18 protein-coding genes are annotated in these 15,376 nt (G+C 56.9%); 10 read left to right on the top strand and 8 right to left on the bottom strand.

The genetic code is table 11. The annotated features are described in order from the left end of the window. Window positions 1-19: 19 nt before the first annotated feature. Window positions 20-814 carry an EI24 domain-containing protein gene (locus FQ179_RS17035; RefSeq protein WP_149398519.1) on the bottom strand — a complete coding sequence of 265 codons (795 nt, stop codon included), beginning with the start codon at window positions 812-814 and terminating at the stop codon, window positions 20-22. 58 nt (window positions 815-872) lie between these two features. On the opposite strand from FQ179_RS17035, the gene FQ179_RS17040 reads away from it, so the two are divergent. Then, window positions 873-1,259: a thioredoxin family protein gene (locus FQ179_RS17040; RefSeq protein WP_149398520.1), complete on the top strand. Its 387-nt coding sequence runs from the start codon at window positions 873-875 to the stop codon at window positions 1,257-1,259. Here FQ179_RS17040 and FQ179_RS17045 read toward each other — a convergent pair. The 3 genes from FQ179_RS17045 to FQ179_RS17055 form a co-directional block, all read right to left on the bottom strand. Next, complete coding sequence (locus FQ179_RS17045; RefSeq protein WP_149398521.1) at window positions 1,242-2,618, bottom strand: DEAD/DEAH box helicase; 1,377 nt, start codon at window positions 2,616-2,618, stop codon at window positions 1,242-1,244. The two genes, FQ179_RS17040 and FQ179_RS17045, sit on opposite strands and share 18 nt — an antisense overlap. 170 nt (window positions 2,619-2,788) lie before the next feature. Continuing rightward, window positions 2,789-3,133, bottom strand: coding sequence for an AzlD domain-containing protein (locus FQ179_RS17050; protein ID WP_149398522.1), 345 nt, complete (start codon window positions 3,131-3,133; stop codon window positions 2,789-2,791). After that, window positions 3,130-3,873, bottom strand: a complete 744-nt coding sequence (locus FQ179_RS17055) for an AzlC family ABC transporter permease (protein ID WP_149398523.1) — start codon at window positions 3,871-3,873, stop codon at window positions 3,130-3,132. Before FQ179_RS17055 ends, FQ179_RS17050 begins: the two co-directional genes overlap by 4 nt. Before the next feature lie 83 nt (window positions 3,874-3,956). Between FQ179_RS17055 and FQ179_RS17060 the strand changes: the two genes are divergently transcribed. The 4 genes from FQ179_RS17060 to FQ179_RS17075 are packed head-to-tail and all read left to right on the top strand — an operon-like array spanning window position 3,957 to window position 6,717. Further along, window positions 3,957-4,877 carry a branched-chain amino acid transaminase gene (locus tag FQ179_RS17060; protein WP_149398524.1) on the top strand — a complete coding sequence of 307 codons (921 nt, stop codon included), beginning with the start codon at window positions 3,957-3,959 and terminating at the stop codon, window positions 4,875-4,877. A 47-nt stretch (window positions 4,878-4,924) separates the two neighbouring features. Beyond that, window positions 4,925-5,137, top strand: coding sequence for a zinc-finger domain-containing protein (locus tag FQ179_RS17065; RefSeq protein ID WP_149398525.1), 213 nt, complete (start codon window positions 4,925-4,927; stop codon window positions 5,135-5,137). 57 nt (window positions 5,138-5,194) lie between these two features. Beyond that, window positions 5,195-5,617 (top strand): nuclear transport factor 2 family protein, encoded by a 423-nt coding sequence (locus FQ179_RS17070; protein ID WP_149398526.1) that lies wholly within the window; start codon window positions 5,195-5,197, stop codon window positions 5,615-5,617. 8 nt (window positions 5,618-5,625) lie between these two features. Next, window positions 5,626-6,717, top strand: a complete 1,092-nt coding sequence (locus FQ179_RS17075; RefSeq protein ID WP_149398527.1) for a YheT family hydrolase — start codon at window positions 5,626-5,628, stop codon at window positions 6,715-6,717. A 120-nt stretch (window positions 6,718-6,837) separates the two neighbouring features. On the opposite strand, the gene FQ179_RS17080 is transcribed toward FQ179_RS17075, so the two are convergent. The 4 genes from FQ179_RS17080 to FQ179_RS17095 form a co-directional block, all read right to left on the bottom strand. Then, window positions 6,838-8,343, bottom strand: coding sequence for a M48 family metalloprotease (locus tag FQ179_RS17080; RefSeq protein WP_255475043.1), 1,506 nt, complete (start codon window positions 8,341-8,343; stop codon window positions 6,838-6,840). 15 nt (window positions 8,344-8,358) lie between these two features. After that, entirely contained in the window at window positions 8,359-9,222 is an 864-nt protein-coding gene (locus FQ179_RS17085) for a cytochrome c oxidase assembly protein (RefSeq protein WP_149398528.1), read from the bottom strand. 31 nt (window positions 9,223-9,253) lie between these two features. Beyond that, entirely contained in the window at window positions 9,254-9,592 is a 339-nt protein-coding gene (locus FQ179_RS17090; protein ID WP_149398529.1) for a hypothetical protein, read from the bottom strand. A 455-nt stretch (window positions 9,593-10,047) separates the two neighbouring features. Continuing rightward, entirely contained in the window at window positions 10,048-10,485 is a 438-nt protein-coding gene (locus tag FQ179_RS17095; protein WP_149398530.1) for a hypothetical protein, read from the bottom strand. 90 nt (window positions 10,486-10,575) lie between these two features. Between FQ179_RS17095 and FQ179_RS17100 the strand changes: the two genes are divergently transcribed. Genes FQ179_RS17100 through ruvC form a run of 5 tightly spaced genes read left to right on the top strand, consistent with a single transcriptional unit; the run spans window position 10,576 to window position 15,250 of the window. After that, a complete protein-coding gene (locus FQ179_RS17100; RefSeq protein WP_149398531.1) occupies window positions 10,576-11,733 on the top strand; it encodes an FAD-dependent monooxygenase in 1,158 nt (385 codons plus the stop codon). Window positions 11,734-11,787: 54 nt separating this feature from the next. Beyond that, window positions 11,788-12,801, top strand: coding sequence for a tRNA dihydrouridine synthase DusB (gene dusB / locus FQ179_RS17105; protein WP_149398532.1), 1,014 nt, complete (start codon window positions 11,788-11,790; stop codon window positions 12,799-12,801). A gap of 44 nt (window positions 12,802-12,845) precedes the next feature. After that, on the top strand, window positions 12,846-13,085 hold the full coding sequence (locus tag FQ179_RS17110; RefSeq protein WP_149398533.1) for a helix-turn-helix domain-containing protein: 240 nt from the start codon (window positions 12,846-12,848) through the stop codon (window positions 13,083-13,085). A gap of 27 nt (window positions 13,086-13,112) precedes the next feature. Continuing rightward, complete coding sequence (purH, locus tag FQ179_RS17115; RefSeq protein WP_149398534.1) at window positions 13,113-14,705, top strand: bifunctional phosphoribosylaminoimidazolecarboxamide formyltransferase/IMP cyclohydrolase; 1,593 nt, start codon at window positions 13,113-13,115, stop codon at window positions 14,703-14,705. Continuing rightward, entirely contained in the window at window positions 14,705-15,250 is a 546-nt protein-coding gene (gene ruvC, locus FQ179_RS17120; protein ID WP_149398535.1) for a crossover junction endodeoxyribonuclease RuvC, read from the top strand. Before purH ends, ruvC begins: the two co-directional genes overlap by 1 nt. Window positions 15,251-15,376 lie beyond the last annotated feature (126 nt).

Consider the following 15,376-nt stretch of genomic DNA (forward strand, 5'->3'; position numbering starts at 1 on the left):
AGAACCTGCTATGAAGGGATCAGACATCAATAACTCGTTGCGCGCGCAACTGGCGCAAAGCTTCGAGGCTGAAATGTGCGAAGACCAGGGCGGAAAATACCGGCAACACCAACCACGCTGGCGGGAAAAGATTAATAAGCGCAAGCACGCCACCAATAAGCCATAACTGCCGTTTGTGGCGCTTCCAGATAAGACGTCGCTCTTCGCTGCTGGCGTGCTCAACGATGGCGTCGACACTAAGCATGCGGGTAAAGGCAAACGCCCACCAGAAGATTGGCAGCAGCACCGCCAGCGGCGGCACCAGCCACAGCGGCATGGTCAACAACCAGCCTACAACAAACAACAGCCCAACCCAGATGGCATTCCATCCACTGACCGCAGTAGGCATTTGCCCCTGGCGCTTGAGCCCGATGTACTCGCGTTTTTCTATGTGCTTGAGTACCAGCGGCATAACCACGACAGCCGCGATGATGAGGCCAAGTATGCCCGACATGGGTAGCAAAATGCCTGCCGCCATGATGGAGACCATATAAACTTTTATCGAGAACAGACCAATGCCGACCAACCACTGGTCAACGTAATTAACCATGTCCCAATTGGCCGTTTCAGCAACAAGCCAGTTTGTAAGCGGCGACCAGAATGCCCAAAGCAATATAATGGCCCCAAGCAGGGCGACGACGAAGGGCAACAGCAGTGCGCCCAGCATCTTGGGATGGCACTGGGTTAAAAAAGCCCGCTTGAACGCAACAATGACGGCCTCTACCCCTGTGGGGGCATGGCGTGGGTCTCGAGAGACGATTTCAGATTCACTCATCAATTAGCCTTCGTATGCAACACAGCAATCATAATCAAACCGGGTGGTATTTGTCTTTATGTCAGTATTTGATCCGCAATTTAATGCCGACGCGCTGCTCGCGCGACTCGAGACCAGCAGTGGTCTGATCGTGGCTTGCTATTGCGCACAATGGTGCAGGTCGTGCACCGAGTATCGGCCATCCTTTGACGCATTGGCCACGCGCTGGCCACAACACACCTTTGCCTGGATAGACATTGAAGAAAGCCCTGAACTCCTCGATGACGAGGACGTCGAAAACTTTCCTACGATACTGATGCAGAGCTCGAGAGGCAATGTATTTTTTGGTGCGATGTTGCCACACATCAGCCACCTTGAGCGCCTGATCGAGCGTTTTGATGAAAAAGCCCCTGCCTTAGAACAGGGGCCTGGACCACTAAGGGCGTTGCTATCGGCCACCACCTAGTAAAAGGCCCACTGATTTCTTGCCATTACCATTGGAAGACCGGGATCTTGCTGTTTCGGCGGCAGCCGCTGCTGGCACCGATGGTACATAAGGCCGGGAGAAAAAGTCATCTGCCGGCTGTGTTGATGCGCCAGAACTCTGATGGTGACGCTCGCGGCCAATTGGTCGCGGCGTGCGTGCAACGCTGGGAAGCACCAAATTGCCACGCGGTATGGTGGTTTTGATCAGCTTTTCGATGTCGAGCAAGTAGCGCTCTTCTTCAGGCGCAAAAAAGGCAATGGCCTCACCCGAGTTTCCGGCACGGCCCGTACGGCCTATACGGTGCACGTAATCTTCAGCGTTGTAGGGCAAATCGTAATTGATGACGCATGGCACACCCGCCACGTCCAGCCCGCGGGCGGCAACATCTGTGGCAACCAGCACTTCGAGCTCACCGGCCTTGAAGGCCTCAAGCGCTTTCATACGGTCACGCTGGCTTTTGTCGCCGTGTATGGACTCGGCTTTTACGCCATCGCGCACAAGTTCGCGGGCGAGGCGGCCCGTACCGATCTTGGTATTTGAAAACACAATTACCTGGTTGAAGCCACGCGACTTTACAAGGTGTACCACAGCGGCACGCTTCTGGCTGCCAGCCAGAGGATAAGCAATTTGCGTGACAGTATCGGCGGTTGCATTGCGTGCGGCGACTTCGATCTCGACGGGATTATTGAGCAACGTACGACCCAGTTTGCGGATCTCGTTGCTGAATGTGGCCGAGAACAGCAGGCCCTGGCGCTTTGTTGGCAACAAACGCACAATGCGGTCAAGATCCGGCATAAAGCCCATGTCGAGCATGCGGTCTGCTTCGTCAAGAACCAGAATACCCACCTGGCTCAAATTGACGTTTTTTTGCTCAACGTGATCAAGAAGACGACCTGGCGTAGCGATTAACACCTCACACCCCCGACGCAATGCATCGCGCTGCGGCCCGATATCAACACCACCAAACACAACCGTAGAGCGCAATGGCGTGTGTTTGCTGTAGGTGGCCACGCTTTCGGCAACCTGGTCTGCCAGTTCGCGGGTAGGCGTGAGTATTAACGCCCGAACCGGGTGCCGCGCAGGCGACGCACTGGCACTGGCAAAATGCATTAACCTGTGCAAAATGGGAAGCGTAAAGGCTGCCGTTTTACCCGTTCCGGTTTGCGCCGCACCCATAACATCGAGCCCGTCGATGACTTTTGGAATGGCCTGGGCCTGAATGGGTGTAGGAATGGTATAGCCGGTTTCGGAAACAGCCTGCAAGATACTGGGGTGCAAGCCAAAGTCGGCAAACGTAGTAGTTGGTGTATCGGTAGGAGTTTGTATGGTATTTGTCATTGAAAATGGATTATGGCCAACGCGGGAGTATCCAGCGCGTGGCGCGGGTAACCGGGTTATTTTACCCTCCGCAGGCACTTCCTGACATATTTATGACGTATTCGCAAGATGGTAGCAGCACTTATTATGCCATTATGTTGTGTAAATGCAACATAATGGGCTGCTAAATTTTAAAACAAGCCCACCACCATCTGCAAAACCCAAAGCGCGACCATGCCACTCACAATAACCAGCACGGTGCTGCGGGTACGCAAAAACACAAGCACCGCCACCACAGCGGCAAGTAGCCTAATGTCGAATTCGGGCCCGACACCCGCCTGCCATGGCATGATTTCGGGCACAACAATACCAATAAGCGCCGCCGTTGGGGCATAGCGCAAAGCCCTGCGTACGCCATCCGACAGCGTCACGCGGTCGCCAAACAGAAAGTACACCGTGCGTGTAATGACGCTGCACAGCGTAAGTACGCCGATAGCCCCAAGTACATATAGATCGTAGTCAGAAGCACCCATCATGCCGACCTCTGTTTACGATGAACTAGATAATCAGAAAACACGCCTGCAACAACCCCACCAACGACTGCGCCCGCCAGCCCCAACCGCAGCGGTAACGGTTGCCCCACCCAGGCGATAAAACCCGCTACCAACAGACACATCACCATGGGTCGCGTCTTGACGAGCGGAATGATGATGGCCAGCAGAGCCAGCACGGCTGCAAAGTCAAGTGACCAGGCCTCGGGCACGAAACCGCCCAGGTAAATACCCAGCATTGACGACAGATTCCAGGTCAACCAGCCCGGAATAACAATGCCCAGGTAGTACCACAATTGCTCTCGGGTGCCACGCGCGATGCTATCACCATAGCGCGCCATAAACACCACAAACGAAATATCGCTGGAAATATACCCCAGGCCCAACCGCTTGCCCCAGGACATATGTCGGAAATAAGGCTGCAATGCCGCTCCGAAAATAATGAAACGGACATTGACGACTGTGGCGGCAAGAAAGATAAGCCACAATGGCTCAGACGAGGCGATCAGCGGCAACGAGGTCAGTTGCGCAGAGCCGGCGTACACCAGGACAGTCATTAGGGTGGCCATGCTTTCTGTCAGCCCGGACTTCACCATGGCAATGCCCGTGACAAAGCCCCAGGTACCGACGGCCACCAAGGCAGTCAGTACATCTGACAAGCCATGGCCGAAGCTGTGACGCCGGGGAGAATCAGGCCACCACGAAACAAAACGCGACAGTTGCATCGCTACACAACCCACTCAAGAAAAGCGGCTATTGTAAGGTCCCTGCGCTTGGTACAATCAAGCCTCATCTTCGGGAGAGCTCTATGTCCATGTCTGACCGCGACGGTATCATCTGGTATGACGGCAAACTCGTGCCGTGGCGCGAAGCCACCACCCACGTCCTTACCCACTCCCTGCATTATGGCCTTTCCGTCTTCGAGGGTGTGCGGGCGTATAACACAGACATCGGCACGGCCATCTTCCGCCTGCAAGATCATACGCGGCGCTTGTTCAGCTCCTGCCATATCTATCAAATCGATATCCCATACGACCAAGACGCGATCAACCAGGCGCAACTTGAGGTCGTACGTCAAAACAAGCTTGAGTCGTGCTACATCCGTCCGCTGGTGTTCTACGGCTCTGAAAAAATGGGCGTATCGCCCAAAGGTGCCAAAGTGCACGTGGCTATCGCCGCCTGGCCCTGGGGCGCCTATCTGGGTGAAGAGGCTTTGGCTCAGGGCATACGCGTCAAAATTTCGTCGTTTGCCAAACAGCACGTCAATGCCACCATGCCGCGTGCCAAGGTCGCCAGCACATACGCCACCTCCATACTCGCCAACGCCGAAGCCCTGGACCACGGCTACGACGAAGCCATACTGCTTGACACCAGCGGGTTCGTCGCTGAAGGCTCAGGCGAAAACCTGTTCATTGTGCGCGACGGCGTGGTGTTCGAGCCCGAAATTTCCTGCGCACTCACTGGCATCACGCGTGCGTCCATACACGCGCTGGCGGCCGACCTGGGCCTCAGCGTACAAAGCCGCCGTCTCACCCGCGACGACCTCTATATTGCCGATGAAGCCTTCTTCACCGGCACCGCCGCCGAGGTTACGCCCATCCGCGATATCGATGGGCGCATTATTGGCAATGGCAGTCGTGGGCCAGTCACCGAAAAAATTCAAAAAGCCTTCTTTGATGTCGTTAATGGCAAAAACGCCAAGTATCATCATTGGCTTACCAAGGTTTAGGCTTTGCCCCACCCCGTTTCCCTATCCCGTTTTCTCCAGGATCCCCCATGAGCAGTGCTTCATCACCCTCAGTTCCCAAAGACGAAATCATCTACGTCGAAGCCAAAGATCTGCCGCTGTACTGTCCCGGTCCGCACGCCCCGCTCTGGAGCATGCACCCGCGTGTCTACATTGAGGTTGTCAAAACAGGCCAGACACTGTGCCCGTATTGCGGCGCCAAGTATCAACTGAAAGACGGCGAAAAAGTACTCGGGCATTAACCTGCCGCAACCGGCCTGACGCGGGTTACCCGCACCCCTTGCCCTAACTCTTCGCCTATGTTCACCACACCTCAAGAAGCCGAACAAGCCTTTTACGATGCACTCAGCCAAGCCGATCTTACGCTGATGATGAGCGTATGGGCCGATGATGAAGACGTCGTCTGTATACACCCGGGAGGCATGCGCACCGTGGGCCACGGCGCCATGCATACGGCCTGGCAGCAAATTTTTGCCACCGGTCCGGTACACATCAAACCCTTGAGGCCCATGATCATTACTAGCGTCATGACCTCAGTGCATGTTTTGATTGAGCATATTCAGATCAGCACCGCGCAAGGCCAGCGCTCAGCGCATTGCTACGTCACCAACATATTCCAGAAAGGCCGCAAAGGCTGGAAGATGGTATTGCACCATGCGTCGCACGCACCGGGGGAGGCTGGCCTGTTTGACCTCCAAGACCACCCCGACACATTGCATTAGGGCGGTTCGTGACTGCGCAGATTGATACCTCTTCTTGTCCCACCCCTGCCTGGCTTCCCGGAGGCCATCTGCAGACGATATATGGCGCCCTGACAGCGCGCTATCATCGTATTTCATTTGTGCGCGAACGCATCGACACGCCTGACGGCGACTTCGTCGATATTGACTGGACGGCTCCCGGGCTTTTTCCTGACAAGCTTGCAGGGGGGCAGGCCAGCGTACCTGATCCGCAATTAGGCCATACTGCCGCCCACCGCTGGCTGCAACCCGAAGACCGGCCGGCACTTTCAGCAGCACAAGATGCATCGGCCCTTATCCTGTTTCACGGGCTTGAAGGCAGCAGCCGCAGCCATTATGCCCAGGCCATCGCACAGCATTTCCGGGCACGCGGCTGGGTGGTTGCCATTGCGCATTTTCGGGGTTGTTCAGGCTTTCCCAACCGAATGGCCCGCGCCTATCACTCGGGCGACTCGGCCGAAATCGGGTTTATGCTTGATGCCGTGCGTCAGCGCGTACCACACGCCCACTGGCATGCCGTCGGCGTATCATTAGGTGGCAACGCCCTGGTCAAATACCTGGGCGAACAGGCAGAAGCCTCGCCGGCTCTGGAAGCTGCTGCGGCAGTGTCGGTACCGCTAGACCTGGTCGCCAGCGGCCGACAACTTTCAGAATCGCAGTTGGGTAAATGGGTTTACTGCCGCCATTTCCTGCAAACCATGAAGGTGAAGGTGCGCGAAAAAGCCAAGCGCTTTCCGGGCAATGTCGACATATTCCGTATCAACCAGGCCCGCACGCTGCACGAGTTCGACGATCTGTACACGGCCCCCATGCATGGCTACAAAAATGCGCTTGACTACTGGACACGCGCCTCCAGCAAACCCTTGCTGCATAGCATTGCCACGCCCACGTTGCTGCTAAATGCACGCAACGACCCGTTTGTACCTGAGGCATCATTGCCAGGGTCAAAAATCTGTTCGTCTTCGGTGCTGCTGCACCAACCTTCAGAAGGCGGCCATGTGGGTTTTGTAACAGGGCGGTTTCCGGCAAACATCAACTGGCTACCAATCAGGCTTGCACGTTTTTTTGAGACACGCTCCTGAAGGGTGCGTATGTATGATTCAGGTTCGCTATTGGCATTAATGTTGGTTGCTTCTGGCAGGCATGGCTAGCGCGCTGGCGCACAGGACAACAGTGACGCGTTAACTTGGCGGTCTTGCCAATTAAGACTTGAATCGTTCGAGCAATTGCCGGTCGGCCTCGAGCCTATCTTTAAGCATACGTATGCGGGCGTCCAGTTCTGACTGCGTATAGAAGTCTTTGGTCATGGCTCGAGCCTGGCGCAACTGCTCGACGGCTGCTGGCAGCGCACCCGTCAGCTCGTAAAAAACCGACATACTGCGCCGAGCCTCTACCTGCTGGCCTATGCGCTCATAAGACTGCGCCTGCAACTTGTACAACAAAGACAGATCGGGCCATTTTTTTTCAAGTATCTGCAATAAAGCCACGGCATCACGATCGTGCCCTGCTTTCTGCATGGCTTCAACCCGTGCCAGCGCCAGCCCCTGACTGGAAGGCCATTTGCGCCAGGCAGCCTCTGCTTCTAGCAAAGCCTGCGCGGCATCGCCCGCACTGAGTGCGAGGGCCACACCAAGACTCGCAATCTCTGGACCTTCATGCCCGCCTTCGCGTGCTTTCTGCAGCAACTGCCCCGCCCTTGTCGCGTCTTTTTTTTGCCAGGCCTCAAGGGCCAGGCCGTACCAGGCAGCTGACTGCTCGACACCCTTCGCGCTTTGAGCGCTGCGCTCAAGTGATTCGCGGGCACTGCGCTGCGCTTGCCCACCCCGAGCCTGAAGCACCAGCATCTTTGCCCTGACATACCAAAATGTATTGGAGTCTTTGTGAGCCACCGGCGGCATTTCGCGCAAACGGTTTTGTATGTCAGACATGCGCTGTAGGGTTAGCGGGTGGGTACTGGTGTATACGTTACCGCCCCTGCCTTCGTTTAGCCGTGATGCGTTGCTCAGCTGATTGAACATTTCCACCATGCCTTGTGGGTCAAACCCCGCTTTGCGGAGCATGTCGAAGCCAACTCGATCTGCCTCTTGTTCGGCCTGACGTGAAAACCCGAGCTGCCGATCAACGGCTGCCGCCTGCCCGAAGGCAGCAACCCCCATGGCCAGATCTCCACTGCCCGACAATGCCGCCAGCAAAGCACCCGCGAGCGCCGCCAGCATCAGGTGATTGCTCTGTGCACTTTGCGTCATGCCACGTGCAATGTGTCGCTGCCCAACATGGCCGATTTCATGTGCAATAACAGATGCCAGTTCGGATTCGTTTTTAGCCGTCACCATAAGCCCGGTATTGATACCGATATAACCACCGGGCAAAGCAAACGCGTTGACCTGCGGATCGCGTACGGCAAACACGGTAATGGTTTGACCTATGCCCGACGGCGCATTTGCCGCCAGTTTGCGCCCCAGCTTGGTGAGATACTGGTTTACGTCTGGGTCAGTGATATAGGTTGGGTCACGCCGACCCTGCTCCATAATGGCGTCGCCCAGCGTGCGCTCGACCTCAGGCGAAAGCTCTGCAGCCGAGGCAACGCCCATGCTGGGAATGCCCATGGGCTGTGCCCGAACCGGCCCGGCACAACACATGAGCAGGGCCAGGCTGGCGCTGACAAGCCGGGTGGCAACATGGGTCGTAAATACTGTTTGCTCGCACATGGATACGTGGCTACCTCAAGATACCGGCGCCACCTTGGCTCGACCGTCGCGGCGCGTGCGTTTTCGTTCGGGGAGGCGCCCTTTTCCGGACAGACGCATAAGCGTTGACAGTGCGAACAGCAGCCCGAAAACCTCGACAAAGCCAGCCAACACCCACATGGTCAGGCCACCTATGGCCTGATCGGTTACCGCCGTCATACCCGGAATGGCTCGCCCGCACAGGTCGAACACCGGATACAGATCGTGCTCGGTAAAGGTAATAATGGCGCCCGTCACCATTTGAGGCACCATGGTAATTACGGGCGATATGACCCGCCCACCCGGGGAGAGCGCTGCTGGCGGGCTGGGACGGCGGTCGAGAATGAGGTTCCAGTACATAAACCCGCTGATGACCACAGACCAGTTCATTAAACGATAAAGTCGCCAGTCGAGCATGGAGTAGAACTGCACCGTGGGAATCAGAAAGCCCAGCACCAGCACTACAAAAAGCAGCGGCACAAAATATTTATTGGTGAGTGTGGCTTCGAGAGCCCGCCCCGGTACGGTAGCCCGGAACTGCAGCAGATACTGGCGCCATCGCATGCCGAGGCCGGCACGCAATACCTGACCGGGGTAGGCCCCCATGACCAGCAGCGGGCCAAGATGGTGCAGCACCAAGTGCTGAACGCGATGTATGAAAAACATGCGTTCAGCGTAATAGTCAGCACGGGTGTGCAGAGACAAATAGAGGAAAATCAGGCCGATCCAGAACATGGCCTGACGAACCTTGCCCACGCGATGCACACGCGTGCCGCGCACAAACAGCCAGCCACCGACAATAAAGGCCACAACCAGTGTCGGGGAGAATTCCCAGGGCGTTAGCCAATCAAGAAGAAACATGCGGGCAAGATCCGGTAAACCGTAGACCAAACTAGTTTAATGCATGCTGCTTGCGCTTGTCGCCCCAGTGAATTTGTTGTACGCCCGGAAACGAACTGAGTTCGCGAGCCCGCGACATAAGCACGGCGCGCATTTCTGGAGGACATGCCACGGTTACACAGGCGCGGGCCATGTCGTGCTGGTGGGCGTGATCGACCTGTAAACCCGATACCCGCAAGCCAGCGGCCTGGAAATCATGGTAAATCTGACGCCTGATAGTGGGCAGGGCGTGCCGGGGGCAAACTACGGTAAAGCGCGATACTGCACTGGGCACAAGAGCCGGCGCCGATTGAACGCCGGCACGGCGAAGATAAAGATTGAAGAGACGCATGGAACCCCCCATTGTCTTGGGTGCGCGACGCTAAAGGCGAGGCACGGATCTGCCTTATGAGCAGACTTCATTTTGAAAATGACGGGGAGTTTGAATACGACCGTATTCGGATAACTTCCACGCCCTTGAAAAACCAGGCGTGGAACGAGGGGCTGTTACAGGGTGAGTAGCCTTACGTTTACACGCGCCTGGTGAAAGTGGTGACGATGCAAGATCGACAACTATCGCCGGGGTCTGAATTCACCGCACAGCTCCTATAATTGAACACACTGCATTGTAGTGGCTAAACGCCCCTGGGGACAACCCTAGGAGATAAAGATCAGAGATGACGCTCAAAAAAAGACAGTGCCTGCGTTGCGGCATTGCCACGCATGTATGTGTCGCCATCATTTACAAACACTTCACTTGCTTTTCTGAAACACGAATTTTCCAAACACGTGCTGCAGACTTGACGCCTAAAGATTCAAGCCTTCAAGCCAGCCCATTGCCGTATATACGTGCAAGACAATTAGCGCGATGCCAAACATAAGCGCCATGCTGCCGACAAAGGTTGAAAAGATGGCTACAAACACCGCACTCCAACCCGTGTGGTTCACTTCACCCAAACCGGGGTTGTAACGGGCGTCGAACCATGCGTCGGGTTTCAAGGCAAAGATCAGCGATTCAATGAACCCTGCGGTAATGGGAATGATGAGAATCAGAAATGGCGGGCTGTCCCACCACAACGGATAAAAACGTGAGAGCGCCAGCATAAGCACACCAAATAGGGTGACTGCCCATGCGTGGCGCCGACCCATATACCACCAGTGAATACCCAGCACGCCAAACAAGGCGGCCAGCCATGCCGCCGTCACTTTTCGTCGTGGCCGCGCGGGAGTGGTAAATTGCGTCATGCAGAACCTCGTGTTGGAGCATGACGACAAAGCCATGCCCACTACCGGAAAGCCTGCATTGTAGTCACTCTGACCTAACCCCAAGCAATCATGAACACGCCACCCTATGACATCGCCATCAGCGGCGCGGGGCCTGTAGGCAGCACGCTGGCCCTGCTTCTTGCCCTACGCACCGAAAGACCCGAGCGCATTGCGCTAATGGGGCGCCGTTTCACGCCTGTCGGCAAAGACCATTGCCAGGAGGCTGACCCGCGCACGCTGGCACTAAACCACGGAAGCCGTGTCCTGCTGGAACACCTGGGAGCGTGGCCAGATGCGGCCGCCGACATTACGACCGTGCATGTATCCCAGCGGGGTCGCCTGGGTCGTACACTAATCCGCCACGAAGAACTCGGCGTTGCGCAGCTGGGAAGTGTGGTGGGGTATGACGCCGTACTGGCCAGCCTGCACCAGGCACTGGAACGCAGCGGCATTACCCGGCTTGAAGGCTCGCCTTCGCCCTCCCACGGGATCGGTTGCGCTGAGTTCATCCTGGATGGCCAGCCGGTACGCAGTGCGCTTGCCGTGCAATCAGACGGTGCCCGTCCGCAAGGCATAGAACGGCAGTACGGGCAAAACGCGCTGCTGGCCATGGTTCGTGCCTCTCGCCCCCGATCAGGCTGGGCTTTCGAGCGTTTTACGGCCCATGGTCCCTTGGCGTTTCTGCCACACCCACAGGGCGACGACATCTACGGTGTCGTGTGGTGCAGCCCCCCGGCTGAGGCCAATCGTCTGCTGCAACTGCAGCAAGCCGAATTCGAACAGGCGCTGCAGTCCATGTTTGGCAACCGTCTGGGCACGCTGCGCTGTATCGGCGAACGCCATATATTTCCATTGAGCATGCACGCAGGCCCATCGCTGATAAACCCGCGCACAGTGGCCATTGGCAATGCCGCACAGACCTTGCACCCCGTCGCAGGACAAGGACTCAATCTTGGGCTGCGTGACGCCGCGCAACTGAGCCAGGCCCTCACGCCCTGGCTGGCCTTTCCTGGTTCTGACCCGCAGCCCAGTCTGGCCCAATTTGCCAAATCCCGGCGCCCCGACCGCTGGTTAACGGCTGGCGTTACCGACGTTCTTCCGCGAATCTTTGCCACCGGAAACCCCTTGATCGAACATGCCTGTGGCCTGGCCTTATTGGCTCTTGATCTACTGCCGCCGCTACGCGCACCACTAGCGCGGCAACTGCTGCAAGGCCTGCGTATTTAGCGCTCAAGCTCGGCTCGATCTGCGTCTTCAGTTCGAGGGGGGTAAAATCCCCCCATGCGCATCGGCCCCTGGTCTCTTCCCAACCCTGTTTTCGTCGCACCCATGGCGGGTGTTACCGATCGTCCCTACCGCAAGCTCTGCAAGGCGCTGGGGGCGGGTTATGCCGTGTCTGAAATGGCGGCAAGCAACCCCAGGCTCTGGGACAGCGTCAAGACATCACGCAGGCTAAACCACGACGGCGAGATCGACCCCATTGCGGTACAAATCGCCGGATCTGACCCTGCCATGATGGCAGAGGCGGCGCTGTTCAATATCGACAAAGGGGCCTGCATTATCGATATAAATATGGGCTGCCCCGTAAAAAAGGTATGCAATGTAGCGTCGGGTTCAGCCTTGCTGCGCGATGAGCAGCGCGTGGCTGAAATACTGCGCAGCGTCGTTGATGCCTGCGCAACACGCGATGTGCCGGTAACCCTTAAAACCCGTACAGGGTGGGATCACACCTCGCGCAACGCGTTGCGCATTGCGCGCCTGGCACAAGACACAGGCATTGCAGCCATTACGCTGCATGGCCGCACCCGCTGCGACCTGTACCAAGGCCACGCAGAGTACGACACCATTAAAGCTGTAAAACAGGCCGTTGATATTCCAGTTATTGCAAATGGCGATATCGACAGCCCCGAAAAAGCCAAATATGTACTAGACTACACTGGCGCCGACGCCGTCATGGTCGGTCGCGCCGCTCAGGGGAGACCCTGGATATTCCGCGAGATCAGTCATTATCTCGCCACTGGCGCGTATTTGCCTTCACCGTCTTTTGGCGAGCTGCGCATTTTTCTGTTGGACCACCTAGAAGAGCATTACCGGTTTTACGGCGAATTTACCGGCGTGCGGTCTGCCCGCAAGCATATAGGCTGGTATTTGTCCGGCATGCCGGACGCGCAAGATTTCTTGCCGCTGATCAACCAAATAAACAGTACACGCGAACAAACCCGCGCCCTAGAACAATGGTTTGACCGTCACCCACCCACCATGCCTGTCATACCGATGAGAACGGGGGCGGCCTGAAAGCCCCAGCCTTCCAACGCAAGAACGTTACAGCCTTAAAACCAATGAGCCAAATCAACCCCCTGGAACAATGTGTACGCGACCAGCTAAAGCGATATCTCGCTGATCTGGGCGACTCTCAGCCTCACGACATGCTCGCCATGGTCGTTAACTGTGTCGAACGACCGGTACTGCAGATAGCCCTTGAACAAGCGCACGGCAATCAATCAAAAGCCGCCGAGATACTGGGCATTACGCGCGGTACCTTACGCAAGAAACTGCTGACACACAATATCCAGCCCTGACCTGTTCCTCACAACACTCACTATCCCATGAAAATCCAGACTGCCCTGCTTTCGGTTTCCGATAAAACCGGTATCGTCGAGTTCGCCCAAGCCCTAGCGCAACGCGGCGTCCGGCTACTGTCAACAGGTGGCACCGCCCGCCAACTGGCCGAGGCCGGCCTTGATGTCACAGAAGTGGCCACCCATACGGGTTCACCAGAAATTCTTGATGGCCGCGTCAAAACGCTGCACCCAAAAATTCATGGTGGCCTGCTGGCCCGTCGTGATGATCCGACCCACATGACAACCCTTGACGAGCAAGGCATTGCTCCTATTGACCTACTGGTTGTCAACCTGTATCCATTTCGCGAAACCATTGCCAAACCTGATTGCACGTTTGGCGACGCCGTCGAAAATATCGATATCGGGGGCCCAGCCATGCTGCGTGCGGCGGCCAAAAATCATGGAACCCCTGCTGGTGGCGTTACCGTCGTCATCGACCCTGCTGATTACTCACGCGTACTGGCCGACATTGACGGCCCGACAGGTCAGCCTTCCTATGCCCTGCGTCTTGAACTCGCAACCAAGGTCTATGCCCACACCGCCGCCTATGACGGTGCCATCGCGGCGTATCTCAGCAGCCTGGCCACCGCCGAGCCTGCTCAAGCCGAAGCGCCTGCCCGCTCAACCTGGCCGCGCACGCTTACGGTACAGGTCAAGCAGCAGCAAGAACTGCGTTATGGTGAAAACCCACACCAGGCTGCCGCCTTTTACGTAGACCAGCCAGTCAAGCCTGGCTTGCTTGGCAGCTATCGCCAGCTGCAGGGCAAAGAGCTTTCTTATAACAACATTGCTGATGCCGATGCGGCATGGGAATGCGCCCGCAGCTTTCAGGGCAGCGCCTGCGTAATTGTCAAGCATGCCAACCCCTGCGGCGTCGCCATCGGCGATACACCCCTGCTCGCCTATCAACAGGCATTCAAGACAGACCCTACCTCTGCCTTCGGTGGCATTATCGCTTTCAACCGCCCTGTCGACGAAGCCACAGCTCAGGCCATCAGTAACCAGTTTGTCGAGGTACTGCTTGCTCCCGGCTACTCATCCGAGGCGTTGGCTGTGTTTGCCGCCAAGAAGAACGTACGTGTACTCGAAATACCTCAGGGCAATGCCCAGAATGCCTTCGACATCAAACGCGTAGGTGGTGGCTGGCTGGTGCAAGATCCCGATATCCATCAGATGGGCAGCGAAGACTTCAAGGTGGTAACCGAGTTAGCACCCACAGAACAGCAAATGCTCGACCTGCGGTTTGCCTGGCGCGTGGCTAAGTACGTTAAGTCTAATGCCATCGTGTTTGTCGGCAACGGCATGACGCTGGGCGTGGGCGCCGGGCAAATGAGCCGTATCGACTCGGCCCGTATTGCCTCGATCAAGGCTGAAAACGCTGGCCTGTCGCTGGCAGGTTCCGCCGTGGCGTCTGACGCTTTCTTCCCGTTTCGCGACGGCCTTGATGTGGTGGTCGATGCGGGCGCAAGTTGCGTCGTGCAACCGGGTGGCAGCATTCGCGACGACGAAGTAATTGCCGCGGCCAACGAGCGGGGTATTGCCATGGTATTCACCGGCATACGCCACTTCCGCCACTAATGCGGATACTGGGCATCGATCCGGGCCTGCGCCGCACCGGCTTTGGGGTCATCGATGCCCAGGGCCAACGGCTGCAGTATGTCACCAGCGGCACCATAGTGGTGCCTGCTGATCAGCCACTGGCGGGCCGGCTCAAGGTTATTCTCGACAATATCCGCGAAATCGTGCAATCCACCCGCCCTGACGTGTCGGTAATTGAGAAGGTGTTCGTCAACGCAAACCCATCCTCAACCCTTTTGCTGGGTCAGGCTCGGGGAGCAGCCATATGTGCGCTGGCTGACAGCTTGCTTGAAGTACATGAATACACGGCGTTACAGGTTAAAAAATCAGTAGTCGGCAACGGACACGCGGCAAAAGAGCAGGTGCAGAAAATGGTGCAGCACTTGCTCGGGCTGAACGGCGTACCCGCATCCGACTCGGCCGATGCACTGGCCTGCGCTATTTGTCACGCGCATTTCCACCCGCTGTCCACCAGGCTGCAGCAAACCGGGCAGCTCTCGACCGGCTCGCACAGCCGAATGCGTGGCGGGCGCTTGATCGGCTAGACTTCACCCTAGTTCGGGAGAGCCTTGGCCTCCAGTAAAACACGGCCTCGCAGGGTTACGTCTATAAACACGTACCGTGTGGTCAGGCGCATCGTCAATTTTGCAGAGCAGCCCCAGGGCAGCGTG

This window comes from Pusillimonas sp. ANT_WB101, from assembly GCF_008369125.1.
GTDB lineage: Bacteria > Pseudomonadota > Gammaproteobacteria > Burkholderiales > Burkholderiaceae_B > Allopusillimonas.

Bases quoted from the DNA above. Each gene is read 5' to 3' on its own strand.
- FQ179_RS17040 (WP_149398520.1), top strand. From the start codon at position 873: ATGTCAGTATTTGATCCGCAATTTAATGCCGACGCGCTGCTCGCGCGA.
- FQ179_RS17110 (WP_149398533.1), top strand. From the start codon at position 12,846: ATGAGCCAAATCAACCCCCTGGAACAATGTGTACGCGACCAGCTAAAG.
- FQ179_RS17085 (WP_149398528.1), bottom strand. From the start codon at position 9,222: ATGTTTCTTCTTGATTGGCTAACGCCCTGGGAATTCTCCCCGACACTG.
- ruvC (WP_149398535.1), top strand. From the start codon at position 14,705: ATGCGGATACTGGGCATCGATCCGGGCCTGCGCCGCACCGGCTTTGGG.
- purH (WP_149398534.1), top strand. From the start codon at position 13,113: ATGAAAATCCAGACTGCCCTGCTTTCGGTTTCCGATAAAACCGGTATC.
- FQ179_RS17045 (WP_149398521.1), bottom strand. From the start codon at position 2,618: ATGACAAATACCATACAAACTCCTACCGATACACCAACTACTACGTTT.
- FQ179_RS17090 (WP_149398529.1), bottom strand. From the start codon at position 9,592: ATGCGTCTCTTCAATCTTTATCTTCGCCGTGCCGGCGTTCAATCGGCG.
- FQ179_RS17065 (WP_149398525.1), top strand. From the start codon at position 4,925: ATGAGCAGTGCTTCATCACCCTCAGTTCCCAAAGACGAAATCATCTAC.
- FQ179_RS17095 (WP_149398530.1), bottom strand. From the start codon at position 10,485: ATGACGCAATTTACCACTCCCGCGCGGCCACGACGAAAAGTGACGGCG.
- dusB (WP_149398532.1), top strand. From the start codon at position 11,788: ATGCGCATCGGCCCCTGGTCTCTTCCCAACCCTGTTTTCGTCGCACCC.
- FQ179_RS17050 (WP_149398522.1), bottom strand. From the start codon at position 3,133: ATGATGGGTGCTTCTGACTACGATCTATATGTACTTGGGGCTATCGGC.
- FQ179_RS17055 (WP_149398523.1), bottom strand. From the start codon at position 3,873: ATGCAACTGTCGCGTTTTGTTTCGTGGTGGCCTGATTCTCCCCGGCGT.
- FQ179_RS17060 (WP_149398524.1), top strand. From the start codon at position 3,957: ATGTCCATGTCTGACCGCGACGGTATCATCTGGTATGACGGCAAACTC.
- FQ179_RS17100 (WP_149398531.1), top strand. From the start codon at position 10,576: ATGAACACGCCACCCTATGACATCGCCATCAGCGGCGCGGGGCCTGTA.
- FQ179_RS17080 (WP_255475043.1), bottom strand. From the start codon at position 8,343: ATGTGCGAGCAAACAGTATTTACGACCCATGTTGCCACCCGGCTTGTC.
- FQ179_RS17070 (WP_149398526.1), top strand. From the start codon at position 5,195: ATGTTCACCACACCTCAAGAAGCCGAACAAGCCTTTTACGATGCACTC.
- FQ179_RS17035 (WP_149398519.1), bottom strand. From the start codon at position 814: ATGAGTGAATCTGAAATCGTCTCTCGAGACCCACGCCATGCCCCCACA.